The organism is Kitasatospora sp. NPDC005748, from assembly GCF_040630735.1.
In the GTDB taxonomy this organism is placed as follows: Bacteria; Actinomycetota; Actinomycetes; order Streptomycetales; family Streptomycetaceae; genus Kitasatospora.
Window position 1 is genome coordinate 26,052 of the sequence record NZ_JBEXYD010000021.1, and the last position, 25,939, is coordinate 51,990.

The 25,939-nt window shown below is 73.1% G+C and carries 9 protein-coding genes; all 9 read left to right on the plus strand.

The genetic code is table 11. From position 1 onward, the window contains the following. The first annotated feature begins 173 nt into the window (after positions 1-173). The 9 genes from eccD (at position 174) to ABZ495_RS17835 (ending at position 25,910) form a co-directional block, all read left to right on the plus strand. Complete coding sequence (gene eccD, locus ABZ495_RS17795) at positions 174-1,580, plus strand: type VII secretion integral membrane protein EccD (protein ID WP_359806122.1); 1,407 nt, start codon at positions 174-176, stop codon at positions 1,578-1,580. 81 nt (positions 1,581-1,661) lie between these two features. Then, on the plus strand, positions 1,662-3,110 hold the full coding sequence (gene eccB / locus ABZ495_RS17800; RefSeq protein ID WP_359836712.1) for a type VII secretion protein EccB: 1,449 nt from the start codon (positions 1,662-1,664) through the stop codon (positions 3,108-3,110). Between the two features lie 74 nt (positions 3,111-3,184). Continuing rightward, positions 3,185-3,526, plus strand: coding sequence for a hypothetical protein (locus tag ABZ495_RS17805; RefSeq protein WP_359836713.1), 342 nt, complete (start codon positions 3,185-3,187; stop codon positions 3,524-3,526). A 47-nt stretch (positions 3,527-3,573) separates the two neighbouring features. After that, a complete protein-coding gene (locus tag ABZ495_RS17810; RefSeq protein WP_359836715.1) occupies positions 3,574-3,861 on the plus strand; it encodes a hypothetical protein in 288 nt (95 codons plus the stop codon). Further along, positions 3,861-4,295: a hypothetical protein gene (locus ABZ495_RS17815; protein WP_329489374.1), complete on the plus strand. Its 435-nt coding sequence runs from the start codon at positions 3,861-3,863 to the stop codon at positions 4,293-4,295. Before ABZ495_RS17810 ends, ABZ495_RS17815 begins: the two co-directional genes overlap by 1 nt. A 34-nt stretch (positions 4,296-4,329) precedes the next feature. Then, a complete protein-coding gene (locus ABZ495_RS17820) occupies positions 4,330-6,603 on the plus strand; it encodes a hypothetical protein (protein ID WP_359836717.1) in 2,274 nt (757 codons plus the stop codon). A gap of 74 nt (positions 6,604-6,677) precedes the next feature. Continuing rightward, a complete protein-coding gene (locus ABZ495_RS17825) occupies positions 6,678-7,151 on the plus strand; it encodes a YbaB/EbfC family nucleoid-associated protein (protein ID WP_359836719.1) in 474 nt (157 codons plus the stop codon). Continuing rightward, entirely contained in the window at positions 7,144-7,443 is a 300-nt protein-coding gene (locus ABZ495_RS17830) for a hypothetical protein (RefSeq protein WP_359836721.1), read from the plus strand. Before ABZ495_RS17825 ends, ABZ495_RS17830 begins: the two co-directional genes overlap by 8 nt. An 80-nt stretch (positions 7,444-7,523) precedes the next feature. Then, positions 7,524-25,910 (plus strand): protein-glutamine glutaminase family protein, encoded by an 18,387-nt coding sequence (locus tag ABZ495_RS17835; RefSeq protein ID WP_359836723.1) that lies wholly within the window; start codon positions 7,524-7,526, stop codon positions 25,908-25,910. The last annotated feature ends 29 nt before the right edge of the window (positions 25,911-25,939 follow it).

Genomic DNA, 25,939 nt, shown 5'->3' on the forward strand with positions numbered 1-25,939 from the left:
TGAACCAACCACCCCCCGCCATCCGTGCCACCGGGCGGGGAGTGGCCGCCCGACCCGCCACCCCCGGACAGCCCCAGGCGGCCGCGCCCTCTTCCGAGGACCAGCCACCGCCGAGCCGGCCCCGCTCCCAGGCCCCCCGGCCCGGCCGGGGCCGCGGACCACGAGGGAGAACCGTGAACGGGAGTGCCAACGGGGCCGCCGTCGCCGCACTGTGCCGACTGAGGTTCCACGCCCCCCGGGCGGTGTTCGAACTCGCCGTCCCCGCCGACATCCCCCTGGCCGACCTGCTGCCCGCCGTCCTCGCCCACGCCGACCTCGACCCCGCCGAACCGGGTCTCGACGAACAAGGCCTCGAACACGACGGCTGGGTCCTCCAACGCCTCGGCCACCCGCCCCTGGACGAGGAACTCGGCGCCGACGCCCTCGACCTGCGCGACGGCGAGGACCTCTACCTGCGCCCACGCCGCGACGCCCTGCCCGAGGTCCACTACGACGACCTCGCCGACGGCGTCGCCACCGGCATGCGCGAACGCCCCGACACCTGGCGCCCGGCGCTCACCCACCACACCGCCCTCGTCCTGGCCGTCACCGCCCTGGCCGGCGGCATCGCACTCCTCCTCCTGCCCGGCCCGCCGCAGCTGCGCGCCGGCGCGGCCGCCATCACCGGCCTGTTCCTGCTCCTGGGCGCCCTCAGCGCCTCCCGGGCCGTCGGCGACGCCGCCGCCGGCACCGCCCTCGGCGCCACCGCCGTGCCCTACCTCGCCCTGGCCGGCGCCCTCCTCACCACCGACACCGGACCCTCCGCCACCGGAGCCCGACTCCTCGCCGGCGGCTGCGCCGGCGCCGGAGCAGCCGTCCTCGCCATGGCCGCCGTCGGCTGCTCCGCCCCGCTCTTCCTCGGCCTGGTCCTGTTCGCCCTGCACGTCACCGCCACCGGCGCCCTGCTGCTCACCGGACTGACCGCACCCGCCACCGCCGCCGTCCTCGCCGTCCTCCCGGTCGCCACCGCCGGCTTCCTGCCCGGCCTCTGCTTCCGCCTGTCCGGGCTGCGCCTGCCCGCCCTGCCCCGCAACGCCGAGGAACTCCAGGAAGGCATCGAGGCCGTCCCCGCCGCCTCCGTCCGCTCCCGCAGCGTCGTCGCCGACGGCTTCCTGACGGCCTTCCACCTCGCCCTCGCCCCCGTCCTCGCCGGGTGCCTGACCGCCCTCGCCGGTCAGGACGGCTGGGCCCCCACCGCCCTGACCTGCGCGCTGTCCCTGCTGCTCCTGCTGCACGCCCGCGGCATCGGCGCCATCCCCCAGCGCCTGGCCGTCCTCGTCCCCGGCGCCCTGGGCCCCGCCGTGCTCACCGCCCACCTCGCCGTCGGCCAGTCCCCGTCCGCCCGTCTGGTCCTGCTCGCCGCCCTGCTCGCCACCGGCGCCGTCCTGGCCGCCGTCTCGTGGACCGTCCCGGGCCGACGCCTGCTGCCCTACTGGGGCCGCGCCGCCGACCTGCTGCACACCCTCGCCGCCATCACCGTGCTCCCGCTCGCCCTCTCCGCCGCCGGCGCCTACCAGGCACTACGCGCCATCGCCGGCTGAACCCGCACCGGCGGCACACCCCACGCCCGGCCCCCGCCCACGCGAGCAACCCCACGCCCCGCCACCGAGGAGAACCACGCCATGCAGTCGAAGCGCGACCAGGTGCAGGCCCACCTGTTCGTGATGGGCCGCCTCGCCACCGGCATGCTCCGCGGCGAACCCGACGCCCCCGACGCCCCCACCGGGCGCACCTCCCGCGGCATCGTCACCGGCATCGTCATCGCCGTCCTCGCCTGCCTGATCGCCGCCGTCTACGGCGTCCTCGTCCCCGGTGGCGCCACCGGCTGGAAGAAACCGGGCACCCTCGTCCTGGTCAAGGAGAGCGGCGCCCGCTACCTCTACCTCGACGGCACCCTCCACCCCCTGCTCAACGAGACGACCGCCCGCCTGATCGCCGGCGAGCAGCTCACCGTCGACCAGGTCAGCGTGCGTTCCCTGGCCGGTACCCCCCGCGGCACCCCGCTCGGCATCCTCGGCGCCCCCGACGGCCTGCCCGCACCCGACCGTCTCGCCACCGCCCCCTGGCTCGCCTGCGCCGCCCTGCGCCCCGGCCCCTCCGGCGCCCGCCGGCCCCAACTGGCCGTCGCCATCGACCCCACCACCCGCGGCACCGCCCTCTCCGACAACCAGGCCCTCCTGGTCACCGCCCCCGACGGCACCACCCACCTGCTGTGGCACGGCCGCCGCCTGCGCCTGGACACCCACAACGGCGCCCGCCTGGCCCTCGGCCAGAGCACCGCCACCGCCCAGCCCGTCCCCCAGGCCTTCCTCAACGCCCTGCCCGCCGGCCCCGACCTCGCCGCCCCCGACATCGACCAGCGCGGCACCCCCGGCCCCGAGCTCGCCACCCGCCCCACCCGCATCGGACAACTCTTCACCGGCCCCGGTGGCGACCCCTACCTGCTCACCTCCGCCGGACTCACCCCGCTCACCACGATGGCCTTCGAACTGCTGCGCAACGACTCCCGCACCCAGCAGATCGCCTACCAGGGCGCCGCCGTCACCCCCGCCGCCCTGCGTCCCGCCGACCTCGCCGCCCACAGCGCGCCCCCCGCGACGGCCGCCACCCCCACCACCGCCCTGCCCACCACCCCGCCCGAGCTCCTGACCGCCCCCCAGGGCCGCGACGTCTGCGCCGAGCTGCGCCCGGGCGACCCCGCGCCCACCACCGCCGTCACCCTCCTCGACGACACCGCCCTCCAGGGCCCCGCCCCCGCCGCCCAGCCCGGCGTCGAGGCGGCCTGCGCCACCGCCGACACCATCGCGGTGCGCCCCGGCGGCGGCGCCCTGGTGCGCGCGCTGTCCACCGCCGGCACCGGCACCACCCTCTACCTGGTCACCGACACCGGGGTGAAGTACCCGCTGCCCTCGCCCGAGGTCGCCAAACAGCTCGGCTACGGCGAGGTCGCCCCCCCGGGCCTGCCCGAGGCGCTGCTGACCCTGCTGCCCACCGGCCCCAGCCTCGACCCGGCCGCGCTCACCGGCGCCGCCGCCGCACCGAGCCCGGCCGGCCCCACCTGCCTGCGGTGAACCGCCGCCCCCCGCAGTTCCGTTGAGTCGAGTGAGCCCGGCAGCCGAAGCCGGGCCCGGAGGAAGGAACCCCCGTGGCGGCACTCAACCTGAAGACGGACGACGCGGTCGTCCGGAGCGTCCTGGCGACCCTGGAGGGCCACATCGACACGATGATGCGCGCCGCGACGCAGGTCCAGGACGTCAACGGCGAGATCCAGCAGCACTTCCAGGCCGCGTGCAGCTCCAAGTACCAGGAGAAGATCGCGGACTGGCAGAACCGCTACCAGCAGCTCAAGAACGCGTACCAGTCCTTCCACGGCAGCTTCGCCGCCGGCCACACGCAGGTCAACACCGCCCACGACGAGGCCCTGGCGGCCGGCGGAGGCTGGGGCGGCGCCTCCGACGAAGTCCTGAACGGCCTCAACCCCCGCTGACCCCGGCCCCCTTCAGGCCACCCGACGACCCGACCGAGAGGACCCCCATGGCCAGCATCCTGCTCAACCACGCCAACATCGACGAGGCCGCCGACGCCCTGACCCAGGCCGGCCAGGGCATGCACGCCGCGATGGACGACTGCATGGCCGCCATCAAGGCCGCCGAGGCCCAGCTCAGCGGTGACCTCGCCACCGCCGCCAATGCCTTCTACCAGGCGCTCGCCGACCAGAACACCGCCATGAACAACGACATCATCCAGGGCGCCGACGTCCTGCGCGTCATGCACGGCCTGCTGCGCGACGCCGACAAGCGTGCCGCGGGGGGCGTCGGCTGATGGCGACGCCGCCGGAGCCCGACTACGGGCACACGCTCAGCGTCCAGAGCGACGACCTCAAGTACTTCGCCGACACTCAGCTCGGCAACTACCTGAAGGTCCTCAAGGACGACCCCGGCTTCAAGACGATGCTGTCCTTCGGCGGGGACGGCGGCGGGGACTTCACCTCCCTGCTGGTGGGCCACGGCTCGGACCAGGTGATGCCCGTCGCAGGCAAGATCAAGACCGACTTCAAGAACCTGGCGACGGGCGTGGCCACTGACCTCAAGACCCTCGGCGTCCAGATGACCGAAGCTCAGCTGAGGATCCGGCTGGCGCTGACGCTCATGGACGCCGCCCACGAGGAGGCCATGACGGCCGCCGAGATGATGGAGGTCCTCACCAAGGTGTCGACCGCCACCGCTCCCAAGGCCGGCGGGCCGAACCCGGGCTGAGTGCCCCGCACACCTACGGAGAGATGGACACCCCATGCCGGATCCGAAGTGGGAGGACGTGCTGGGCTTCTTCGCGTCAGAGGCCCAGCGCTCCGCCAAGATCGTCACCAGGGAGCAGGTCGCCGGCCCCTCGAAGGACAAGCCCTGGCTCAGCCCGATCGACAAGATGGCCTTTGACAACAGCAAGTTCTACAACGGCTCGACGACTCAGGGCGGGGTCTCGGGGATGGGCTCCCCCGACGTCTGGTGGGCGTGGAACTACACGCACAGCAACGTCAACCACCACTTCCGGATCACGCTGAGCGTCAACTACAAGGACTGGGGCAACGACCGCGACAAGCCGCTGTCCCAGTTCATCCACCAGCACGAGGACATCTTCGCCCCGCTGGGCCCCGGTGGCGCCGGCAACGACACGGTCAACCCCGCCAGCCTGCGGTACGCCGCGCAGGGCATCGCGAATGTGCGCACGTGGCTGAGCACCTGGTACCCGCGGGTGCAGGGCTGGGCGGAGAAGATCAACGGGTCGGACAGCGACTGGCAGGGCGACGCGGCCGGTGAGTTCAAGATCCTGCTCAAGCGGTACGCGCTGGAGATGGAGACCATTCGCCTCCAACTGGACAAGACCCCGTACGAGGCCGACCTCTACGCGGCGGCCGACCAGATCGGGCACACCATCGGCGGGCTCCGGGACGCCCACTACCAGTGGTACGCCGGCGGGAACGTATGGCCCTCCCACGCCATCTACCAGGCCCTGTCACAGGCCCTGACGGGCGTCGTGCCGGAACTCAACCCTGACATGCACTCCATAAAGTCGATCAGCACCCCCCTCGGCGACCCCCGGGAGCAGGGCTTCTACGACCAGCTGGAGATCAGCGCGAAGAACATCTGGCTGGCCAACGTCGAGAGGCAGCTCGACAAGAGGCGCGTCATCCACGTCGTCGACGAACGGCAGGTCGTGGAGGCCGATCCGATGCGAGCGCTGGAGACGGCCTACTCCAAGCTGGACGCCAACTTCCCCTTCGTTTACAGCAACGTGCACCTGGACCTGCCCACCGCGGCGCCGCCCGGCCCGGGGACGGGTGACGGCGGCGGCGGAGCGGGCGGCGGAGCAGGCGGAGGAGCGGGCGGAGGAGCGGGCGGCGGTGCCGGTGACGAGTCCGACCTGGGCGGTGGTGCCGGCGGAGGTGGCGGCGACGGCAAGGGCGGCGGCAACAACACCCACCTTCCGCCGCCGCCCCCCGTCATCAGCCCCGGCGGCGGTGGCGGTGGCGGCGGTGGCGCCGGCCTCGGGGGCGACGGCGCCGGCACGCCGATCCTCGACAAGGACCACAAGCCCGTCCTGGGCGCCGACAAGAAGCCGGTGATGCTGCCCCCGGGCGGCTACATCGGCAAGGACGGCCAGGTATACGACGCCAACGGTCAGAAGGTGACCGGCAAGGACGGCAAGCCCGTCGTCGTCCCCCCGGGTTCGGACGTTCCGCCGGGCACCGGCGGTGGCATCTACGGGCAGAACGCCAAGGTGCCCAAGGGCTCGAAGGTCCGCGACGACGGGACGGTCATCGGGCCCGACGACAAGGAGGTGCTGGACCGCGACGGCAACCCGGTGGTGCTGCCCAAGGGCGGATCCATCGCCGGCGACGGCACGCTGCTCGACTCGACCGGTCGTCCGATCTCCGACATCTCCCAGCGCTACACCGACCGGCAGCACGCCATCGACGCGATGGTCGGCAGCGGCAGCAGCGGGGGTGGGACCGGTGGTGGTGGTGGTGGCATCCGTCCGCCGTCCACCGGGTCCGACTGGAATCTGGACCTCGGCTCCTCCTTCGGCGACTACGGCTCCGGCGGGAGCTCGGCCTCCGCCTCCGGCGGCCTCGGATCCTACGCCGGCCTCTTCGGCGGCGCCGGGGGAACCGGCCTCTCGTCGGGCGGCCTCTCGTCCGGCGGCGGCGCGTTGCCCCGGCTGGTCAGCTCCGGCGGCGGGCTGAGTCCGCAGGCCATCGAGAACAGCGGCGGGCTGGCTCCGGGCGGCAAGACGGCAGCCGTGGCGGCCGCCGAGGCCGCGGCCGCGGAGAAGGCCGCGACACAGAAGGCCGCCGCGATGGCTGCCGAGGAGCAGGCCGCGATGCGCGGCCGGTCGGTGTCCACCAGCGGCGGCGGAATGCCGATGATGCCGCCGATGGGCGGCATGGGCGGTGGCATGGGCGCCGGCCAGGGCGAGAAGGACCGTCAGCGCACCACCTGGCTGGCCGAGGACGAAGAGGTCTGGGGCACCGAGACCGGCGCGGTCGACGGTGTGATCGGCCGCTGAGCGCCCGGCGCACCGGCAGGAAGGGGCGGCGTCCCGGGAGGGACACCGCCCCTGGACAAGGAAACGGAGAAGGTATGTCGCACTCGTTCGAGGACCAACTGAACCAGGCCATGGCCTCGTTGGAGGAGCAGAAGGAGAGGCTGGCCGAGTCGACGCGCAAGATGCAGGCGATGACCGCCTCGGCGACCAGCAAGGACCGGATGGTCACCGCGAAGGTCGGCCCCCAGGGCGAGCTGCTCGCGTTGAGCTTCCACACCACCGCCTACCAGTCCATGGCCCCGGCCCAGCTGAGCACCGTGCTGAAGGACGTGCTCAACGAGGCCAAGGCCCGGATGGGTGACCAGATCACCGCCGAGATGCGCAGCTTCGAGGGTGTCGGAGAGACGCTGCGGATGGACTTCACCGGCGAGCGCGGTGACGAGGAGGAGGGCCTGTTCGGGATCGGCGGCGGGCTGGACCTGGACGTGCTGCTGGCCCCCCTCACCGCGATGCGCCCCGGCGCCGACCGGACGGCCAAGGCCCGCAGCCAGGAGGAGTTCAATGGCTAGGACGCTGCGCAAGGAGGAGGGCCTCAAAGCGGCGTTCGCCAACTTCGACGTCGTGGCAGCCCTGGTCGAGAAGATCAACACGGAGATGGAGGACATCAACCAGAAGAACGTCAAGGCCGGCGGCGGCGACGAGATCGGCAAGCAGTACCACGAGAAGATCGACAAGCCCACGGCCGACCTGTACAGCCTGACGTCGCAGATCCGCAACAAGCTGAAGGCGATGTCCGCGCACGGCCAGGGCACCGCCGATCTCTTCGACGCCACCGACGAACACGGCGCCGGCATGGTGTGAACGGCCGCCGCTAGGGCCTGAGTCAGCCCGCCCGCCCCGCACCTCAGTACCGTCAGTCCCGCCCCCGGAGGCCCTGCGCCATGCCCCACTCGTCGATCCACGTCTCCCCGGGTGTGGCGAAGTTCTTCCACATCATCAGCGGCATGCCCTGGCCGGAGAGCGACGAGGGGCTGCTGCGGGACGTCCGGGACGACTACCTCGCGCTGGCCCAGGACCTGCCGACGCTGAGCGAGTACATCCTCGCGGCGATCCAGACCTGCAACACGAGGATCGAGGGCGAGGCCGCCGAGGCCTTCAAGAAGGAGTGGGGACGGTTCACCAGCTCGGACCCGGCCGCCGACCCCCTGCGCAACGCCGCCGGTCTCTGCACCCAGCTGGCCGAACTGGCCGGCAAGGTCGCCAACACCGTCGAGTACACCAAGTGGATGGCGATCGGCCAGCTCGTCCAGCTGATCATCGAGATCGCCTTCGCCATCGCCTGGTCGATCTTCACCGGCGGTGCCTCCCTGGTGGCGCTGGAGTGGAAGAAGATCCTGACGAGGCAGTTCCTCATCCAGCTGCTGAAGAAGCTCGCGCAGCTGATCGCCCTGCACGCCTTCGGCGGCATCGTCGGCGGCCTGATCCTGGACTCGATCATCCAGGGCATCCAGTTCAAGCGCGGTGACCGGCACGAGTGGGACACGGAGCTCACCAAGCAGGCGGCGATCTTCGGCGCTCTCAGCGGTGCGATCGGCGGGCCGCTGAACCTGCTGGGCCTGGGCCTGGGCAAGCTGCTCGGCCCGCGCCTGGCCAAGCTGTTCGTGCAGAGCGCCCTCAACGACGTGATCAAGGGGCTGGCCGGGGGAGCCCTCAAGGGGGCGGGCAAGGAACTCGGCGAGGGCGCGGCGGCCGGAGCCCTCAAGGGGATCGGCAAGGAACTGGGCGAGGGCGCGGCGGCCGGAGCCCTCAAGGGCGCGGGCAAGGAGCTGGGCGAGGGTGCGGCGGCCGGTGCACTCAAGGGCGCGGGCAAGGAGGCCGGTCAGGGCCTGGGCCACCTGCTCGGGAACGAGGCGGCCGAGCGGTTCGCCAGGGGCATCAGCACGCTGCTGAAGGAGAACGCCCAGTACCTGTCCAAGGGCTTCAAGGCCGGGCGCAAGGTGGGCGCCGCGACCGGCGAGAAGTTCGTGCGCCAGCTCGGGGAGCTCTTCGAGAAGGAACTCGGGCAGGAACTGGGTAAGAAGCTCGCCCGGGAGATGGGCGAGCACGTCGGGAAGCAGTTCGCCCAGCACTCGCTCAAGACGGTGATGAAGGAGAGCAGTCAGGAAGCGCTGAAGGAAACGCTGGAGAACCTCGCCAAGGACGCCGGCAAGGTCGCGCTCACGCCCGAACTCAAGCTGCTGGTCGAGAAGATTCCCGAACTCGCCGGCGGCGTCAACAAGATGAACAAGATGTTCTACCTCGGGCACGTGCTGGGCAGCCAGATCGAGTCGGGCATCAACCAGTACCTCACCGAGGGCATCTACAACACGATCTACAACGGCGAGTGGCAAGCCAGCGGGATGAGCTTCGTCGGCGGCTTCATGATGGGCGGCATGCGGCACATGATCATGGGGCTGGCCTCGCCGCTGACCCTGCGGTACGCGGACTTCGTCCGCGGCCTGGAGAGCTCGCGCATCACCCCGGAGAGCGGTGACAACTACGGATACCTCCACCCGCTGACCTTCCTCTCGGTGATCAGCAACATGGGCGGGTACTCGGCGCCGCTGCCGGTGCCCCGGCCCGGGCACATCGACCAGATCGCCGGGACGCGGCTCTCGGGCGGCGACGGCGCCGGGCTCAAGTCGGGCGCCGGCTCGCTGGCGTCCGTCCTCGGGTCCGGGAGCCACCATCCGGCGGAGAACGGCGAGGGTGTCCTCGCCGACCCCAAGGGCAAGACCAGTCACACCTCCTCGGTCGACGGCGGGTGGGACCCGAAGGCCCCCGCGCGACCGGTCGAGACGCAGTCCCGGGGCGACGGCCGGACGGGCGCGCCCGGTTCGTCCTCCGCGTCCCCGGCAGCCCCCGGCCACCGGGACGGCGCCGCTCCCTCACCCGCGCCCAGGACCCGAACGGGTGGCGGGCCCGAGAGCCCCGAGACCCCGAGGCCCGAAAGCCCCAGGCCCGAGAACGCCGGCGCCGGGGAGCGCGGCAGGACCGCGACGGCGTCCGCGGACGCCAACAACCAGGGCAGCACGAAGCCCCAGCCGCAGGCGCCCGCGCCCGACCCGGCGCGCCGCAGCACGGTCGTCGACGAGCACGCCGAACCGCCCCTGAGCGAGCCCAGGAACGCGACGGGCGGGCCCGGGGGAGCGGGCGGACGAGCGGGGACGGACAACGGCCCGCAGCCGCAGTCGCCCGCGAACGGTGACCGGAGCACGGCCCCGGTGCCGCCGCCCCTGCGCACCAGCACCGACGGCCCCGGCGACGCCACCGCGCCGACCCCGCCCGGCCGCCTCGACCCGAACCGCCCGGACGTACCGGCCGAGGGCTCGAAGACCCCGGACCCCAAGACCCCGGACCCCAAGGGCCCGGAGCCCAGGACCCCGGACGTGCCGGTCGCGGACCCGAACCGCCCCGCCCCGAACGGGCCGGTGCCGCCCGCCACCCCGCCCCGCGGTCCCAGGCCCGACGGTCCCACCGACCCGCACGACCCCGACGGCCCGCCCGTCCCCATCACCACCCACACGCCCTCCGGTCACGCCTACCACCGGGTCGACGCACCCGAGCACGCCAAGGTGCCCGCCGGCGACGAGCGGCGCACGGCCTGGCAGGACAAGCAGCAGGAGCTCGCCGAGCGGCACGACACCGTGCTCGCCGAGGCCGAGGCGAAGGAAGCCCTGCACAGCGAGGTCGAGGAACACCTCATCGAGGGCCACGCCGAGCTGCCCCGGGAACTGCGCGCCCTGACCGGCCCGGGCACCGAGGCGTGGCGACGCACCGCCGCCGACGTGCAGAGCGACATCGAGGCCCGCCCGCACGAGCGGGAGGAGATCCTCGCCGGCGCCGCCGACCGCCTGGAGCTGGCCGGCGCCCGCGAACTCGCCCTGCGGATCGCCGTCACCCGCTTCGACCACCTGCTGACCGAGCGCGGCCTCGACCCGGCGGCCACCGGTGGCGACCACCCGAGTGCGGAGATCCGCCGGGAGGTCTCCGAGCGCTTCCGCTCCGACGCCGAACGCGACATCTCCCAGCTGTACGCCACCCGCGCCGATCTCACCCCCGAACGCAACGCCCTGGCCACCCGGGCGCTGGAACACCGGCTGCGCCGGGCCGCCGGGGACCTGGAGGTCCGGCAGGCCCGCGCCACGCAGTCCGAGCGCATCGAGCGGGCGGTGGAGGACGCCCACGCCGACTGGAAGCGGGAGAACCTCTCCGAGTCGGACCACGCGCTGCTGGACGCGCTCGGCGTGCCGAAGGACGCCCGGGTGTCGGAGGAGGCCCGCGACCAGGTCGCCGAGGCCATGCGCGAGCGGCTCGCCGAGGTCCACGGCCGCCACCAGGAGCGGACGGCCCTGGACGCCGACGAGAACGGGCCGGGCACCGGCCGCCGGGACGAGGACACGTTCCTGACGATCGAGGACGAGAACGGCGACGACCTCACCCCCTCCGACCCCACCCGCAGGGGAAAGGACAGGCTCGAAGCCGACTTCCGGGACGTCTTCGAGAGTCACCGCGGCGGCCTGTCCCACGACTTCACCGTCCAGGCGGTCCGCGAGACCGTGCTGAAACGCTCCGTCGACGCGGTGGAGGACGCGGCCGGGGCCTGGAAGACCAGTGCCCCCGAGCAGTTCGGCGCCGAGGCGCTGCGCGAACTGGGCCTGGCCGAGGGCCCGTCCGCGGGCGCGGTGGCCGCCGCCCGCGCCCAGCTCGCCCGCCTCACCGACCGCGCGGTCACCGAGCACACCGCCGCCGATCGCGATCCGGCCCGGCTCAAGGAGGAGCTCGACCGGCTGACCGACCCGGCCGAGATCAACCGCCTGCTGGCCCTGCACGGCGCCCGCGAGGAGGCGCTGCGCGCCGCCGAGGACACCGCCCGCACCAAGGTCCCGCACGACCTGGGCGGCCCCGACACCGCCGACGGCAGCGGCCACGGGACGGCGACGGCCGCCTCCGTCGAGACGGCCCTGGGACGGCCGGCGCGCGGCAGCCGCACCGACCGCTCCGAACCGCCGGCCTCCGCCGCGGCCCGGCGCGTGCGCGAGGGCTACACCGAGCGGATCCGCGCCGCGTTCGAGGAGAACTTCCGCTCCCTGCTGCGCGACGCGGACGCCGACCACAAGGCCGGCCTGCCCGAGCGGCTGGAGCAGTGGCGCCTCGAACGGGAGCGGCTGACGGAGGGCCTGGACCGGCACGTCGCCTTCGAACGCGCCGTACTCCCCGCCCGCGAGCACGCCGCCGCCGGCTACGACCGCCTCGCCGAGAGCCGCAAGGTGTCGGACGAGACCGTCCAGGAGCTGAAGACCCGCTACGGCGGCGAGTTCTTCGACGCCTACAAGGACCACTGGGGTCCGGAGGACCTGAACAGCGAGCACTGGCGCGGCCACGAAGCGGCCAACGAGAACGTCTTCGGCCGCCGCCCGTCCGAGGAACGGCCCGAGCCCAGGCCCGAGGCGGAGACCAAGCCCGAGGCGGAGACGAAGCCCGAGGCGGAGACGAAGCCCGAGGCCGAGACCAAGCCCGAGACCAAGCCCGAGACCAAGCCCGAGCCGAAGCCCGAGCCGAAGCCCGAGCCGACCCCCGTACCCGGGCCGCTCACCCCGTCCGGCCCCCTCGTCCGTCCCCGGGACAGCGTCCGGGAGCCGTCCTCGGGCACGAAGCGGGACGAGGTCCGGCCCGAGGGTCACGAGCTCGCCGAGCAGGGCGACCGCCGCCCTCACGCCCCCGCACCCGAGGACGGGGGGCCCGCGACCGCCGGGCCGTCGCAGGAACGGGCACGCCCGACGCTCCTGACGACCGGGCAGGACCACGAGGGCACCGGGTCCCGCCGTGAGGTGCAGGAGCCGGTACACCAGGTGCCGGCCGGGAAGGAGCGTCAGGCCACCGAGGACGCCGTCTACCCGGTGGCGCAGCGCACGCCCGCGCAGGCCCCGCCGCCTCCGCCGCCCCCGCCGCCGGGCGGTCCGTTGGCACCCCCGGCCCAGGGCGGTCCGCCGCCCCCGCCGCCGCCGGGCGGTCCGTTGGCACCCCCGGCCCAGGGCGGTCCGCCGCCCCCGCCGCCGCCCGGTGGCCCGTTGGCGCCTCCCGCGCCGGGTGGCGCGGGGCAGCCCGTCGCCGTGCCGTTCGTGCCGGTGCCCTCGCACGGGCCGGTCCAGGAGATCCGGGAGCAGCACCGCGCCGAGGACGAACAGCACCTCGCCGCACTGCCGCCGCACACCGGTGGGACGCCGACCGTGTCCCCGGCCGACGCCGCACTCGGGCATCAACTGAGCGAGCGCTACCCGCGGATCAGCCTGGTCGACCCGGGCTCACCCGGCAGCGGCCACCAGGTCGCCTTCCTGCGAGTGCTGGAAGGCCTGGCCAGGATGGGCTATTCCGGCGAGGTCCACCTGACGTTCGCGCGCGGCAAGGCGCCGTTCTACGCCGAACGGCTCGGCCGTTCGGCCGACCTGGCGCACCCGCGGCGCTCCTACGAGCTGTTCCACAGTCCGTGGACGGGCGTCCACCAGGGGATGCGGGTGACCGCACACCCGGCGGGAGCGCCGCTGGACGTCGCGTACAACCCGGTCGCGCGGCGGATCGCCGCCGACGTGGAGACGTACTGGAAGTACTTCGCCTGGAGCGGGGCGAGGCCCGAGGGGGCCTGGCTGGACTCCAGCAGGCCGAGCGCACCCGTGCGCAGCCGGTACCTGGGCGACAATCCGCAGATCCAGCAGGACTTCCGGGACTCCGTCACGAGGGAGGACAACCGCGACCGGCCGATCAGTCCCGACCAGCACCTGACCCCCGACGTCCTGACGGCCGGCGCCCAGTCCTCCGGGCAGGGCCGGACGCTGACCGTCTTCGCCGCCCTGGACGCTCCGCACGGCGCGGACACGGCCGGCTACTTCGAGCAGAACCTGAGCTCGTCCCTGCGGGAGATGACCGGGGAGCAGGATCCGGACGTCCTGGTCCTGCAGCCCTTCCTGTGGGACAGCCACCCCCGGCAGATCCGCCGCGGGGACGACGTCCTGGCGGAGCTCTGGCACGACCAGGGCGCCACCGTCACCTACCCCTTCCGCCCGCAGCCCGTCCCGGAGGACCTCCCGGGCCACGTCCGCGACCACTGGCCGGCGGCCACCGGCGCCGACGACCCGGTTCCGGACCTGGTCGCCGACCTCCTGCGGCGCGCCCAGAACAGCGAGATCCGGCTGGCCACCGCCTACTACGGAGACTCCATCGACGGCACGGTCCGCCACCGGGACATGGCCGCCCGGATGGAAGCCGCGCTGCGGGATGTCCCTGGCCCGCCCCGTCCGTCGGTCGTGGTCCTGCTGGGAGCCGGGCCGAACGAGCGACAGAACCCCGCGGAGCTGCTGGCCGGCCTCCGGGGCCTCTCCGACGCGCCGTCCGACGACGGCGGCGCCCACCAGCTGCGGCTGGGACGCGTGGAGCCGGCGGTGATGGAACTGTTCGAGCGCTACTCGACCCTGGTCGTCACCGAGGGCGCCAACACGTGGCAGGAGATCCTCACCCTCGCCACCCCCGGCATCTCGGCCCGCCCGGGCGGCGAGACCCGCCCCTGGACGCTGGCACCGAACGGCACCCCGTCACAGGGCGGCCACCGGATCGGTGAGGCCTCCGCGGCGCTCGCCACCGGGAACACCGCGGAGCTGGCCGCGTTCGTGCACGACCTGGACAACCCGACCGGCGAGGTGCGCGAGTACCTGGACGCCTGGCGCGAGTCCCTGAGCGCCGACGCCAACGACCAGTTCCGCAGCGCGGTCGAACAGCTCCTCGGCCAGCCGGAGCCCCCGGCCGGCGGGAACTCCGGGGCGGCGACGGCGGTGCACCAGCCCGCCCAGGCGCCGGCCGGGCCCGCCGCCGTACCCCCGCCGGTGCGGGAGCCGGGCCCGGTCGCGCCGTCGGAGGGCGCGGGCACGGTGCTGCCCGCCTCGTCCTGGGCCGACATCCGCACGTCGGCGCCGCCCGCGCGGATGGAGACGGTGCGTTTCGACCCCCTGGTGCGCGGTCAGGGGGGGCCGGGCGCCATCGCCGGGCCCGGGGTGCGCGAGCAGTACGAGGCCCGGCAGTTGAGCCTGGGCGGGCTGCACGGCGCCGACACCACGATCAGCTACGACGCGCGGCGCTTCGAGGTCCGTCCCGGGCACTGGGTCACCGAGTTCACGCTGAACCTGCACCTGCAGGGGCCGGACGGCCGCCCGCTGCCCGCGCACGAGGCCACCCGGATGCTCGACCGGGTCCGGTCGGTGGTCGACGAACGCTTCAACGAGCGATTCCGCCTGCCCGGCGGGGACCAGGTGCACCTGCGGGTGGACGGCACGCCGGACGCGGCCGGCGCGCACCAGACGGTCACCGTGGTTCCCGGTCGCGAACGCAGCGACCAGTTCACCTGGTCCGACGAGAGCCCGCCCGGCGTGCTGCTGCACGAGGCGCTGCACTACCTCGGCCTGCCGGACGAGTACGTCGAACCGGCGGCGAAGCCGGGCGACGCGTTCGCGCTGCGCCGCCGCGACCGGTGGGCGGGCGAGAACGGTGTGATGGGCACCTCGGCCCACCGGGACGACTTCACGGTGCTGCCCCGGCACCTGGAGCGGATCGAGGACGTCCTGCGCTCGGGCCCGGTCCTGCGTGACCTGCCGCTCGGGCAGGAGCGCCCCCGCCCGGAGACGGTGGACGCGCCACCGACGCAGCGGCACCCGGAGACGGTCGAAGCGCCGCTGACGCAGCGGCACCCGGAGACCGAGGGCTCCGGCGTGCTGACCCCGACCGGCAGCGCCACCCGCGCCGGCGAAGTCGCCACCAGCAGGGCGCCGAACGCTCCCGCCCCGGTGCACGAATCACGCGTGAACGTGTTGGACGAGGGCCGGCTGTACCACGTCGTCGATGTGCCGGGCGACGGCGACTGCCTGCTCCACGCCGTCCTCGCCGGCGCCCGTGAGCTGGCCGGCTGGCAGCACGGCGACCTCACCGTCAACGGGCTGCGCGAGCTGGCGTCGCAGTGGTTCCGCAGTGACGCCGGCGCCGTGCTGCGCCACAACGCCGACAACACCGGCCAGCGGCCCCAGGACCGTCTGGAACCCGACGAGCGGACCCGGACCTGGCAGGTGCGCCGCAACCCCGGGGACGAGCCGTCGACGCTCTCCGCCGACCAGCTCGGGAACCTGCGCATGAGCGACCTGTACGACATGGGGCTGCGCAACCGGTCCCTGTGGAACACCTCCTTCTACGACCAGGCGCCGGTCATCATCGCCCACGCCCTCGGCATCCACCTCGTGGTCCACCAGGGGAACAACCGCGCCGCGTACAACTCCGACGTGCAGGGCCGCGAGGTGCACGTCTACCGCAATCCTGGTGAGGGCCTGGCCGCGCACTACTCGGCGCTGCGCCCCGACACCCGGGCGCCGGTGGCGGTGGAGACCACCCGTCCCGTCGACCCGCAGGTGGCGAAGGAGCTGGCCGGCCGCGTCAAGCCGGACATGGTCGTCGTCACCATGGAGCCCGGGCAGCCGGTCTTCCGGGTGACCGATGCCGTGACGCTGCGGGGGTACCTCATCCAGGGCAAGATCGGCGCGGTCAAGAACAAGGAGGGGTGGTCCCAGCTGGGGCCCGGGCTCTACACCGGCCACGACTTCGGTCACGCCGCCGCCTACAGCGACACCCTCTCCAACCTGCCGGTGGTCATGGAGTTCGCCCTCTCCCGCGGGGCCACGGGCCTGAAGGTGGAGAACATCACCCAGAACTGGACGGACAAGGAAGTTCCGCAGACGCTGGCGAAGTACGACTTCCTCACCGACGGGACGCAGTTCAAGTTCCACCCCCGCTTCTACGACGGCCTCCTCCGGGAAGGGACGCAGCCCGCGGACAAGCAGAGCGGCCTGCGGATCGCCGGTCTGAAGGTGAAGGAGGGCGAAGCGCTCTGGAACCACTACCGGACCGAGGACTTCGTCCCGGAGTTCGACGGCTACCTGATCAAGGCGCACCAGGACAAGGCGGCCCAGCACCCGCGGAGCCAGGACATGCCCGGCCCCCTCCGCGAGCCGGATCCGGTCCCGATGAACGCCGTCCTGGACGCCGCTCCGCCCGCCTCGCCCGGGGACCTCAGGCGCATCGCCTACCGCGAGCACGCCGAGGCCTTCGAGCGGCGGCTGGCCACTCACCTGCTCCAGCGCGAGGACGTCCAGCGCGAGGTCAAGAAGGTCGTGGACCTGGCCTGGGCCATGACCACCGGCGACAAGGACAAGGTCAAGTTCGGCTCCAGGAGCACGGGCACGACCGGCATGGTCGGCACCGACCGGCACCTGCTGCAGGAGGTCGTCGACCGCGGCAACCTCCGGGAGCGCATGGCCCTGCTCTACAACGGCTACACCTCCAACCACTTCGCCAAGCTCGTCCGACAGCGGCAGCTGCCGCGACCGGAGCAGCTGACGCGGGAACGGGCGGACCGCCACGACATCGGTGCCGAGGTCGTCAACCCGTTGACCGCGGAGATCAAGAAGGTCTACGGGGAACTGCTGAAGGGGCCCGTCGGCGAGTCCGAGCAGGAGGCACCATTCGGATCGTTCCGCACCGACGAGCCGTACGGGCCCGTCATCGACAGCATCCGGGAGAGCCACGCCGGACTCCGGAGCCAACAGATCGGGGACTGGAACCGCAAGAAGACCGTCGAGGACGCGCAGAAGGCGGCGGAGCGCCGGGCCAGGAGCATCCTCGAAACCGACCGCAACCCCCTCGACGTCAACCCGCCGCTGGGCCGGGGCGAGTGGTACAGCGCCGTGGACAAGGAGGGCCGGCTCGGCTGGCAGCCGGGTGCCAAGAGCTTCCACTACAAGCTCGGTTCCAAGTTCCAGCAGGACGCCCACGACAGCGGGGGACTGGTCGTCAGCGGCACCTCCGGCACGGCCTTCGGGATGCTCCAGGCCGTCAAGGAGCTCGCCAGGACGAAGGAGGGCAGAGCGGCCCTCGACAAGATGAAGGCCGAGCCCGTCGACTTCGAGCTGTTGAGGCTGGGGCTGCTCGGCTGGATGGTGGAGTCGGACGACCACACCTTCCACGAGATCATGACCGGTTCCCGCTTGTTCTCGGAGAGCCTCACCCCCGAGGAGCGCGCGGATCCGAACCTCACCAGGACGGACCTCACCTACAGCGACACCTACCACCGCTACCGCTTCCTCGCACCGCTGACCGAGCAGCACCTGCGCAGTGAGGTGGCGCCGGAGGGACGCTTCCCGGACGAGCACCTGGTGGGGGACTGGTCACTCGACGACCTGGCGCCCCATGTCCCGGCGCCCGACTCCCCGGCCGCCGATGAGCACCCCTCCGACGCCGAGCAGCCGACCCGGGAGGGCGACACCGGTTCCGCCGGCAGCCTCCGGCAGCCGGCCGCCGCGCCGCCGGCCTCTGCCGACCAGGCCGCGGTGGACCTGGCCAGGCGCCACCTCGGCGCCGCAGCCCAAAACCCGGCGCTCCGCGAGTTCATGGGGCGGATCAAGAACGGCGCGTTCACGAGCAAGCGCGACGACCAGGGCATGCTCCGGATCCGTGAGGGGGAGCGGTACGAGGCCCTGCTCGGAGACGTCCAGAGGTTCCTCGACCACGCGCAGGCGATCCCCCCGGCTGGGGCGCAGGAGGCGGGGGGAGCCCTGCGTCTGTACCGGGCGGTGCGGATGGACCCCCAGGGCCGCGAACGGGACGTCTTCACCGAGCTGCTGCCGTCGTCCACCTCCTTCGACCGGGAGTTCGTCCAGGACTGGATGTCGAACGGGGGCGGCGCCGACAACTACGCACTGTTCGAGATCCACGTGCCGCAGTCCCATCCCATGCTGGCGCTGTCGTTCCCGCCGGGCCACTCCAGGGCCGATGACCCGGAGCCGGTGAATGAGAAGCAGTCCGAGGTGACGCTCGGACCCAGCCGCCTGACGGTGATCGCGCGGGAGGAGGACGGCCGCTTCCACGTCATCTCGGCGGACGCCGAACCCCTGTCGGTCGACGACATCCGGACCGAGGTCGAGAACTGGTCCAGCGACATGTCGATGCCGGACGCGTTCCAGGCGTTCACCCGGTTCTTCAGCGAGTCCTCGCTGCGGGCCGCGTACCCCTTGGACCTCAAGCCCCACCACCGCATCACGGAGTCGTGGTCGGCGGACGGCCTCCAGAAGACCGTCCGGATCGAGCACCCGCACGAGGCGTTGAGCGGACAGTTCCTGGAGGTGACGATCAGCCACCAGGACGAATCCGTCTCGCTCCTCTGGCGTTCCAGCGAAGACACGCCGCCCGACGGAGGCGAACCCTACAGGCGGGACCCGCTGGTCTACCGCGCCGCGACCATCGGCGACGTGAGCGGGAGCCTTCGCGAGCAGAAACTGGCCACGAACCCCAGCTTCGAGTCGATCGACCTCCCGTACGACTGGTTCGATTTCGACGGGGAGTTCGAGACGCAGGACGCACCGAGCGTCCTCGACCACGGCTCCGACCGGCATCAGCCCTTCACCGAGGGCGAACTGGTGACCCACGCGATCGTCGGCGAGGACGGCGTCAACGTGGGGCGTTCCTTCCACACCGGGGAGGATTTCGGCCTGCGCCGGGAGACGCACCTGAACTTCCCCTCGGAGCGGACGGCTGCCGAGAACCAGGTCGCCAACCCGGACTTCGCGCCGCAGCGGGCCGTCCGCCCCGACGGAGGCTTCGACTGGGCGGCCGTCCACCGGGGCGAGAACAAGCCCGGCGAGCGCGACGGCGACGACGCGGACGTCCAGGTGCCGTGGGATCCGAAGAGCAAGCCGTACTTCGCCAACCTGCACGGCGCCGGGAACTGGTTGAAGGTCGCCGTGCGCACGCCGGCCGGCACGGAGGGCTACAAGTCCGTCTCGTACGGGGACTTCGGCGGCATGCTGAACCGCCGGGCGAGCCTGTCCGCCCGGGCGGAGGAGTCGCCGGTCGTGCTGCTGGCGTGCGAGGCGGGCCTGTCCCGCGTGAACCTGGGGCTGATCGCCGACGCCACCGGTCGCACCGTGCACGCGACGACCGGCAAGACCTACGTCGCCAAGGAGGCCGACGGCAGCACCAGGCTGGTCCAGCTGCGCCGACCCGGCCAGGACCGCCCCGGGTTCGTCACCGTCCACCCCACCGGCAAGGACACCGGCGGCGACCCGGGCACGGCCGCTCACCGCACCGTCACCGAGACCACCGCCGCGCACGGGACCGACGAGAACACCCCCACCGTCCGCACCGTCATCGACGCCCACGACGAGATCACCGTCCTGGCGGAACACGGCGGGAGCACCGCGCCGGCCGCCCAGGACGGGAACGCCCGGCCGCCGCTCGACGGCGGGCCGATGCGCCTGACGGACCACCCGTCCGACGTCCCGATGCGGATGCCCGGCCCGGACGCCGTGGACCCGTTCCGGGCCGGTGCCGAGCGGGAGCAGCTGGGCGACCTGCGCCGGCGGCTCGCCGACCTGCCCGAGGGCAGCCCCGAACGCCGGCAGCTGCAACGGGAGATCGACCGGACGCAGGAGAGGCTCCGGTCCGCCTTCACGACCTTCCTCGACCACGACGGGAGCGACCTCGCCGCCGCCGCGCGGGTACGCGAGGAGGAGATCGCAGGGCTGCGGACCCAGACGCCGACCCCGGGGACCTGGCAGGAGGACCACCGGCGCCGGCAGCTGGACACGCTGGAGCTGGAGGTCCGCGAACTCCAGGCCGAACTCGACCGCCAGGCCCTGGACGCCGAGTCCAAGCAGCGGATGGTCCCCAGCGCGCGGGACCTGGCACTGGTGGCGCACCTGCGGGAGCCGCAGAAGCACCCACTGGAGGATGGGGCACACGAGTCGGCGCTCCTGGACCGCCTCACCGGCGCCCGAGTCGACTGGACTGCCCTGCACCCGGTCCAGGCGGCCGCCCTGGTCATGGTCGAACGCAAGGCGATGGCCTTCGAGCAGCGCGACCGCGCCCTGCTCACCGAGCGGCTGACCGCGCCCACCGGCGAGTGGCGGTGGGCGGCGAAGTACCCCCGGGACACCCCCGAGGCGGTCGACCGGCTGATCACCGACGTCGAGAACCACATGCGCGACACCATGTACATCGCCACCAACTTCCACTTCGACCAACCGCTCAACGCCAACCGCCAGACCACCTTCGGCACGTCCGGCCGCGGCTTGGGCGGGTGGGGATCGAAGTCGAAGACCCTGCTGGACAAGCTGATGGCCGACAAGCAGGGGCTGTTCCGCAACGCCTGGGAGACCGGCGCCTCGCAGGCCGCGGTCGTCCCCTCGCGCCGCGGCGGCGTCGAGGAGCACTTCGGCTACGCGCCCGCTCTGCGCCGCAGCCACGACACCCGCCACCTCTACCAGGACACCGGCAGCGACGACAGCCGGTTCAAGCCCGCGAAGGACGACCGCGGCCTGCTGCCCAAGTACGGGGCGCTGGTCTCCGACCTGCAGCCGTTCGGCGTGGCACGCCGCTACGGCGCGTTCGCGCTGCACTGGTCCGACGACATCCGGGGCCGCGTCACCCACACCCCCAACGACTCCTGGACGGCGCGCGAGAAGGGCGCCCTGTCGGTGACCTCCGACTCCCACCTGCTGCCGCTGCTGCTGTGGGGCGAACCGGCGATGGTCGAACGGGTCTTCGGCGAGGCGACCGGTTTCCGGCACGACCCGGACTTCGGCGCGCGGATGCTCACCGAAGGCATGGACACCAACAGCTACTTCGAGACGCAGATCCACGGCCCGCTGTCCTGGCGCGACCTGCGCCACGTCGTCATCAGCCACCAGCGGCCGAGCGACACCCCCGTCCCCCGGCGCGACCAGCAACTGCCCACCCGGGAGCGGGCCGAGGAGATCGCCGACAAGCTCCGCGCGTTCGCGGCCAAGAAGGGCCACACCTTCACGGTGGAACTGCGCCCGGCCGGCACCATGCCGGAGCGCAACCGCCCGCAGGACGTCCTGGTCCCCACCGCCGCGCCCGCCCCGGCCCCGCAGCCGCACCCGGGCGCCGGCACCGGCCTGACCACCAGCGGCGACGACCAGGTCCACAGCACGGCCGAGCAGCTCGTCGGCCAGCCCGAACCCCCGGCCGGCGGGAACGCCGGCGCGACGACGGCGGTGCGCCGGCCCGCTCAGGCTCCGCCGGTTCCCGAGCAGACGCCGCAGGTTTCCGAGCAGGCCCCGCCGCTGCCGCCCGCCGTCCAGCCGCCCGCCGTCCACCCACCTGCCGTCCTGCCCCCCGCCGCGAACCGGGACGTCCCCGCCACCCGGACGGGCCTGCGGATGGCCTCCGGCTCGTTCGTCGGGGACGAAGGACGGAACAACAACCGCCCGGCCGACGTCCTGGCACTGACCCGCCGACTGGAGGACCTCGGCGCCGTGGCACCGGACCGGGCCGAACAGGTCCGGCAGGACGCGGAGCCGTTGCAGCGCCGTATCGAGGCCCGGGCCAGGAACCGCAACGCCCCACCGCTCAGGCTGCCGGTGCCCCCGGCGACCGTCGAGCCGCTCGTCCGGGCCACGGCCGAACACCTCGCCTCGCCGCTGGTACCCGAGCACGCCGGCGCGCTCGGCCTGACGCTCTCCGCCAGTGTCGGCCCCGGCGGTGCCAACCACCGCGCGGACGTGACCGCGGTGGGCCGCAGGCTGCACGACCTGGACCTGCTCGCCGGCACCGACCGCGGCGCCCTCGACCACCCGGCCGACGGCGGCGCACTGCCACCGCCCGTCCTGGACGCCCTCCTGACGCTGCGCGCGGACCACCTGGCCGGCTGCTTCGACCTGCCCGCCGCGGAGGGCGGCCGGCAGCTGGCGCAGGCCATGCACGGCCTGTCCGAGCGCGGGGTCGTCCTGGACTGGCGTGCCTCGGGCGCCCTCGACCTGGAGCGCACCGCCTTCGCGGACTGGGCGCTGGAAGGCCCGGCGGACCAGCCGCCGCCGTTCGCGCAGGACACCACGCTCAACTGCTGGGAGTCCGTCCTGCTCACCGCCCACACGGCCGGGCTGATCAACTGGGACCGGATCCACGACCTCTACGCGGCCGACCTGACGGGCCCCCAATGGACGGCCAACCTGATCGCCGGCCTGCTGCCGCACACCAGGACCACCTACGACGCGAACGATCCGCACACGCCGCTCCCGCGTGCGGGCGACATCGTCGTCTTCGGTCGGGGCGACCACGTCGCCGTCGCCACCGGCCGCACGGACGAGCACGGCGCGCCGCGCCTGCTGAGCTTCGGCGTCAGCCCCACGGACGACCCGGCCGAGGTCAACCGGGTGATCGAGCTCAGCGCGCCGGACCTCTACGAGGGCCCCGCCGAGTTCGGACCCGGCCCCTGGAGCGAGCGCCCGGCACCCGACCAGGTGGCGTCGCAGGATTCCGCGCACCCGGAGGCCGCGCTGACGACGGTGCCCGACGCCGGGCACTTCGGTCCTGGCCCCGAGCACACGCCGGCCGCGGACCCGCCGGTCACCGGCCGCCGCGGCGAGCTGCGCGAGGCGCTGGTCCACCACGAGGCCTCGGGCGCCTACCGGCTGGACGACCCGGCGGTCGGCGAGCAGGCCCGCCGGCGGATGGCCGGGACGCTGGACCGCTTCCCCGCCGACGAACGCTTCCTCACCGTGGCGATGCACACCGGCCCCGACGGCGTGCCGCGCTGGCAGAACACCCGGGTCACCGAGGGCGAAGTCGCCGACCTGCTCGCCTCGTTGTACGAACAGCGGGCCTGGGACGGGAACAAGCCGGTGCAGCTGGTGGCCTGCTCCTCGGCCCGCGAGGGCGAGACGTCGTTCGCCGCCGGCGTGCTGCGGGAGCTGCGCCTGCGCCTGCCCGGCCTGGACCTGGAGGTCTACGCCCCCAGCGGCCTGGCCTGGTTCGCGCCCCCGGTCTCGGGGCCGTTCCGCAGCGACCCGCACGGCCCCGGGGCGCTGGTGGTCGCCCGGCAGGTCGCCTTCGACAGTGCCGGCCGTCCCGTCCTGGTGGAGGGTGGCGGCTGGGTGAGCCTGACGGCCCCGCGCGGCGCGTCCCCCGACGCCCCGCCCGTGGTGCGCACCGTCGGCGCCCACCTGCCGGTGAACGGAACCCTCCCGCCGCGCTCGACGCCGGCGCCCGAGGGCTACACCGTGATTCCGGACCGCTCCGCGCCGAACGGCGACCGGTTGGCGTCGCACAGCGACGCGGTGGCGTTCTCCGGACGCCGGCGCAAGGGCGGGCTCGTGGACTCGGACTCGAGTTCGGGCTCGGGCTCGGGCTCGGACCCGGGCGAGGGCCCGAGTTCGGGCAAGCGCGTCCGCCCGAACGATCGTCCCGATACGGACGAGGAGATGGTGTCGGACGACGACACCGGCAGTGAGCTCGCCGATTCGGCGGAGGACTACCGCGACCTCCTGCGGGTGGTAGGCAGGCGTTCCGACCAGCTCGCGGCCTTGTGGGGGAGGGCCGAGGTCGGCAACGCCCCGGATGCGGTCTTCACCCGGATCAGGGCCGAACGCGATGTGCTGACGGCCATCCAGAACGTCGGCCTGGTGCACTCGGTGCGGGCAGCCGACGCGCTGCTGGGGCTGCTGAACGACGAAACGGAGAACCGGCGCCAAGACCTGACCGACCGCCGCGATGCCCTGGCCCAGCAGACCGTCGCACTGCCCTCCGCCGACCGGTTCCAGGCGCTCCACACCGACGTGATGAGCCGCTACAACCCCGAAGGCGGCAACCTTGCCCAGAACTGCGAATTCCGGGCCCACGCCCTGTCCGAGCTCATCACCGCGGCAGACCCGGGGATCGGCCGCCAGCACCTCGCCAAGGTCTGGGCCTATCCCGCTGCCGAGCACGGGCGGCTCCACCCGGACCACGAGTGGAACCACCACGTCGCGGTGCTGGTCGAGACGGCGGGAGAGAGCCGGGTGATCGATCCGCTGCTCTTCCCCGACCGTGCGGTCCGGTTGGCGGACTGGCAGGCGGTGCTCGCCATGCCCGGGCAGGGCGCACCGCTGACGCACCGGGCGCCGTGGGAGTTCTTCGGCGCCCCGGACCGCGAAGGCCGGCTGGACACCGAGTCCGCTGCTCTGATCGACGGGGCGACCAGGCAGCAGATCGACGGGTGGAAGCGCCAAGGTTCGACTCCGGTGGACGGCGCACAGGTCTTCGGGGACGCCGACGCCAAGAGCACCGAATCGAAGAGCACCGAATCCAAGAGCACCGACGCCCTCACGTCCGACCTGGTCGAAATGGCGCTGTCGGGCAAGCGGGCGTCGGCCGACGCCCAGGGGGAGGTGAAGCCGGAGGAGGCGACGGAGGGGAAGGGCAAGGACAGGGCCGAGGACACCGCCGAGGACACCGTCGTGAAGCCGGACCCCGACACCGTGGAGGTGGCGAGGGCGGTTCTGGACGACTCCCTCCTCGCTCCGCTCTTCGCCGGCACCGACGTGACCAAGACCTACGCCGTCATCGGCCTGGAGTTGAAGGGCGACAAGAGCTGGCAGACCACGGAGGCCGTCACCAACGGCAAGGACGAGTCCATCAACGGCAGCCGGTCGCTCCAGGCCGCCACCCGCTGGGCGGACGAGAACGGCCTGAGGACGCAGCGCTACGACGCCGAGGTGAAGGGGCTGGCGAAGGCCTACCAGCAGATGAAGGACTGGGGCTTCGCGCCGGTGCCGTCTTCCGGCAAGCCGCCGGAGAAGGCCGCCCTGCGGCCCGGTGCCCAACTGCCTCCCCAGCCCGAGGGTGTGCTCACCGTGCTCTCCTCCCGAGGCACGTGCGCGAGCTGCAAGGAGGTCGTCAAGGACTTCCGGGAGGCGTTCCCGAAGGTCAGCACCTACGTGGGGTACACGATCGCCGCCAAGCAGAAGTCGACGTCCTCGGACCAGGAGCGCACGTACACGAGGGATGGCAAGGAGGTACCGGGCACCATCGAGTACGGCTGGAAGCAGACGTCCAGGCTCAACTCCAGCAGTGCGTACCTGCCCAAGGGGAAGGACATCGCCTTCAAGTACTTCCCTTCGAAGGACGGCGAGTCCGCCTGGAACCAGAGGCTCGCGGACAGGGCGGTCGAGGAGGCGGCCGCGGCACGGCGGGCGGCGGAGGCCGAGGCCCTGAACGTGATCGACGGAGCGGTCAGGCCGAAATCGGCGGAGAGGGTGATGAAGTTCGTCGAGGACTACACCGGTCCGGAGGACGACTTCGTTGCGCAGCTCGACAAGCACATGAAGAGCGGCTTCCTGGCGTGGAAGCTCACCCCCGAACTGCGAGCCGCCCTCCCGCTCTGGTTCAAGCGCAACCCGCGGCCGGCCATCAAGGGCAGCAGCTGACCGGCTCCGCGCCCCACCCGGTGAACACC

Coding starts and splice junctions, on each gene's coding strand:
- eccB (WP_359836712.1), top strand. CDS start 1,662: ATGCAGTCGAAGCGCGACCAGGTGCAGGCCCACCTGTTCGTGATGGGC.
- ABZ495_RS17810 (WP_359836715.1), top strand. CDS start 3,574: ATGGCCAGCATCCTGCTCAACCACGCCAACATCGACGAGGCCGCCGAC.
- ABZ495_RS17815 (WP_329489374.1), top strand. CDS start 3,861: ATGGCGACGCCGCCGGAGCCCGACTACGGGCACACGCTCAGCGTCCAG.
- ABZ495_RS17820 (WP_359836717.1), top strand. CDS start 4,330: ATGCCGGATCCGAAGTGGGAGGACGTGCTGGGCTTCTTCGCGTCAGAG.
- ABZ495_RS17825 (WP_359836719.1), top strand. CDS start 6,678: ATGTCGCACTCGTTCGAGGACCAACTGAACCAGGCCATGGCCTCGTTG.
- ABZ495_RS17830 (WP_359836721.1), top strand. CDS start 7,144: ATGGCTAGGACGCTGCGCAAGGAGGAGGGCCTCAAAGCGGCGTTCGCC.
- ABZ495_RS17835 (WP_359836723.1), top strand. CDS start 7,524: ATGCCCCACTCGTCGATCCACGTCTCCCCGGGTGTGGCGAAGTTCTTC.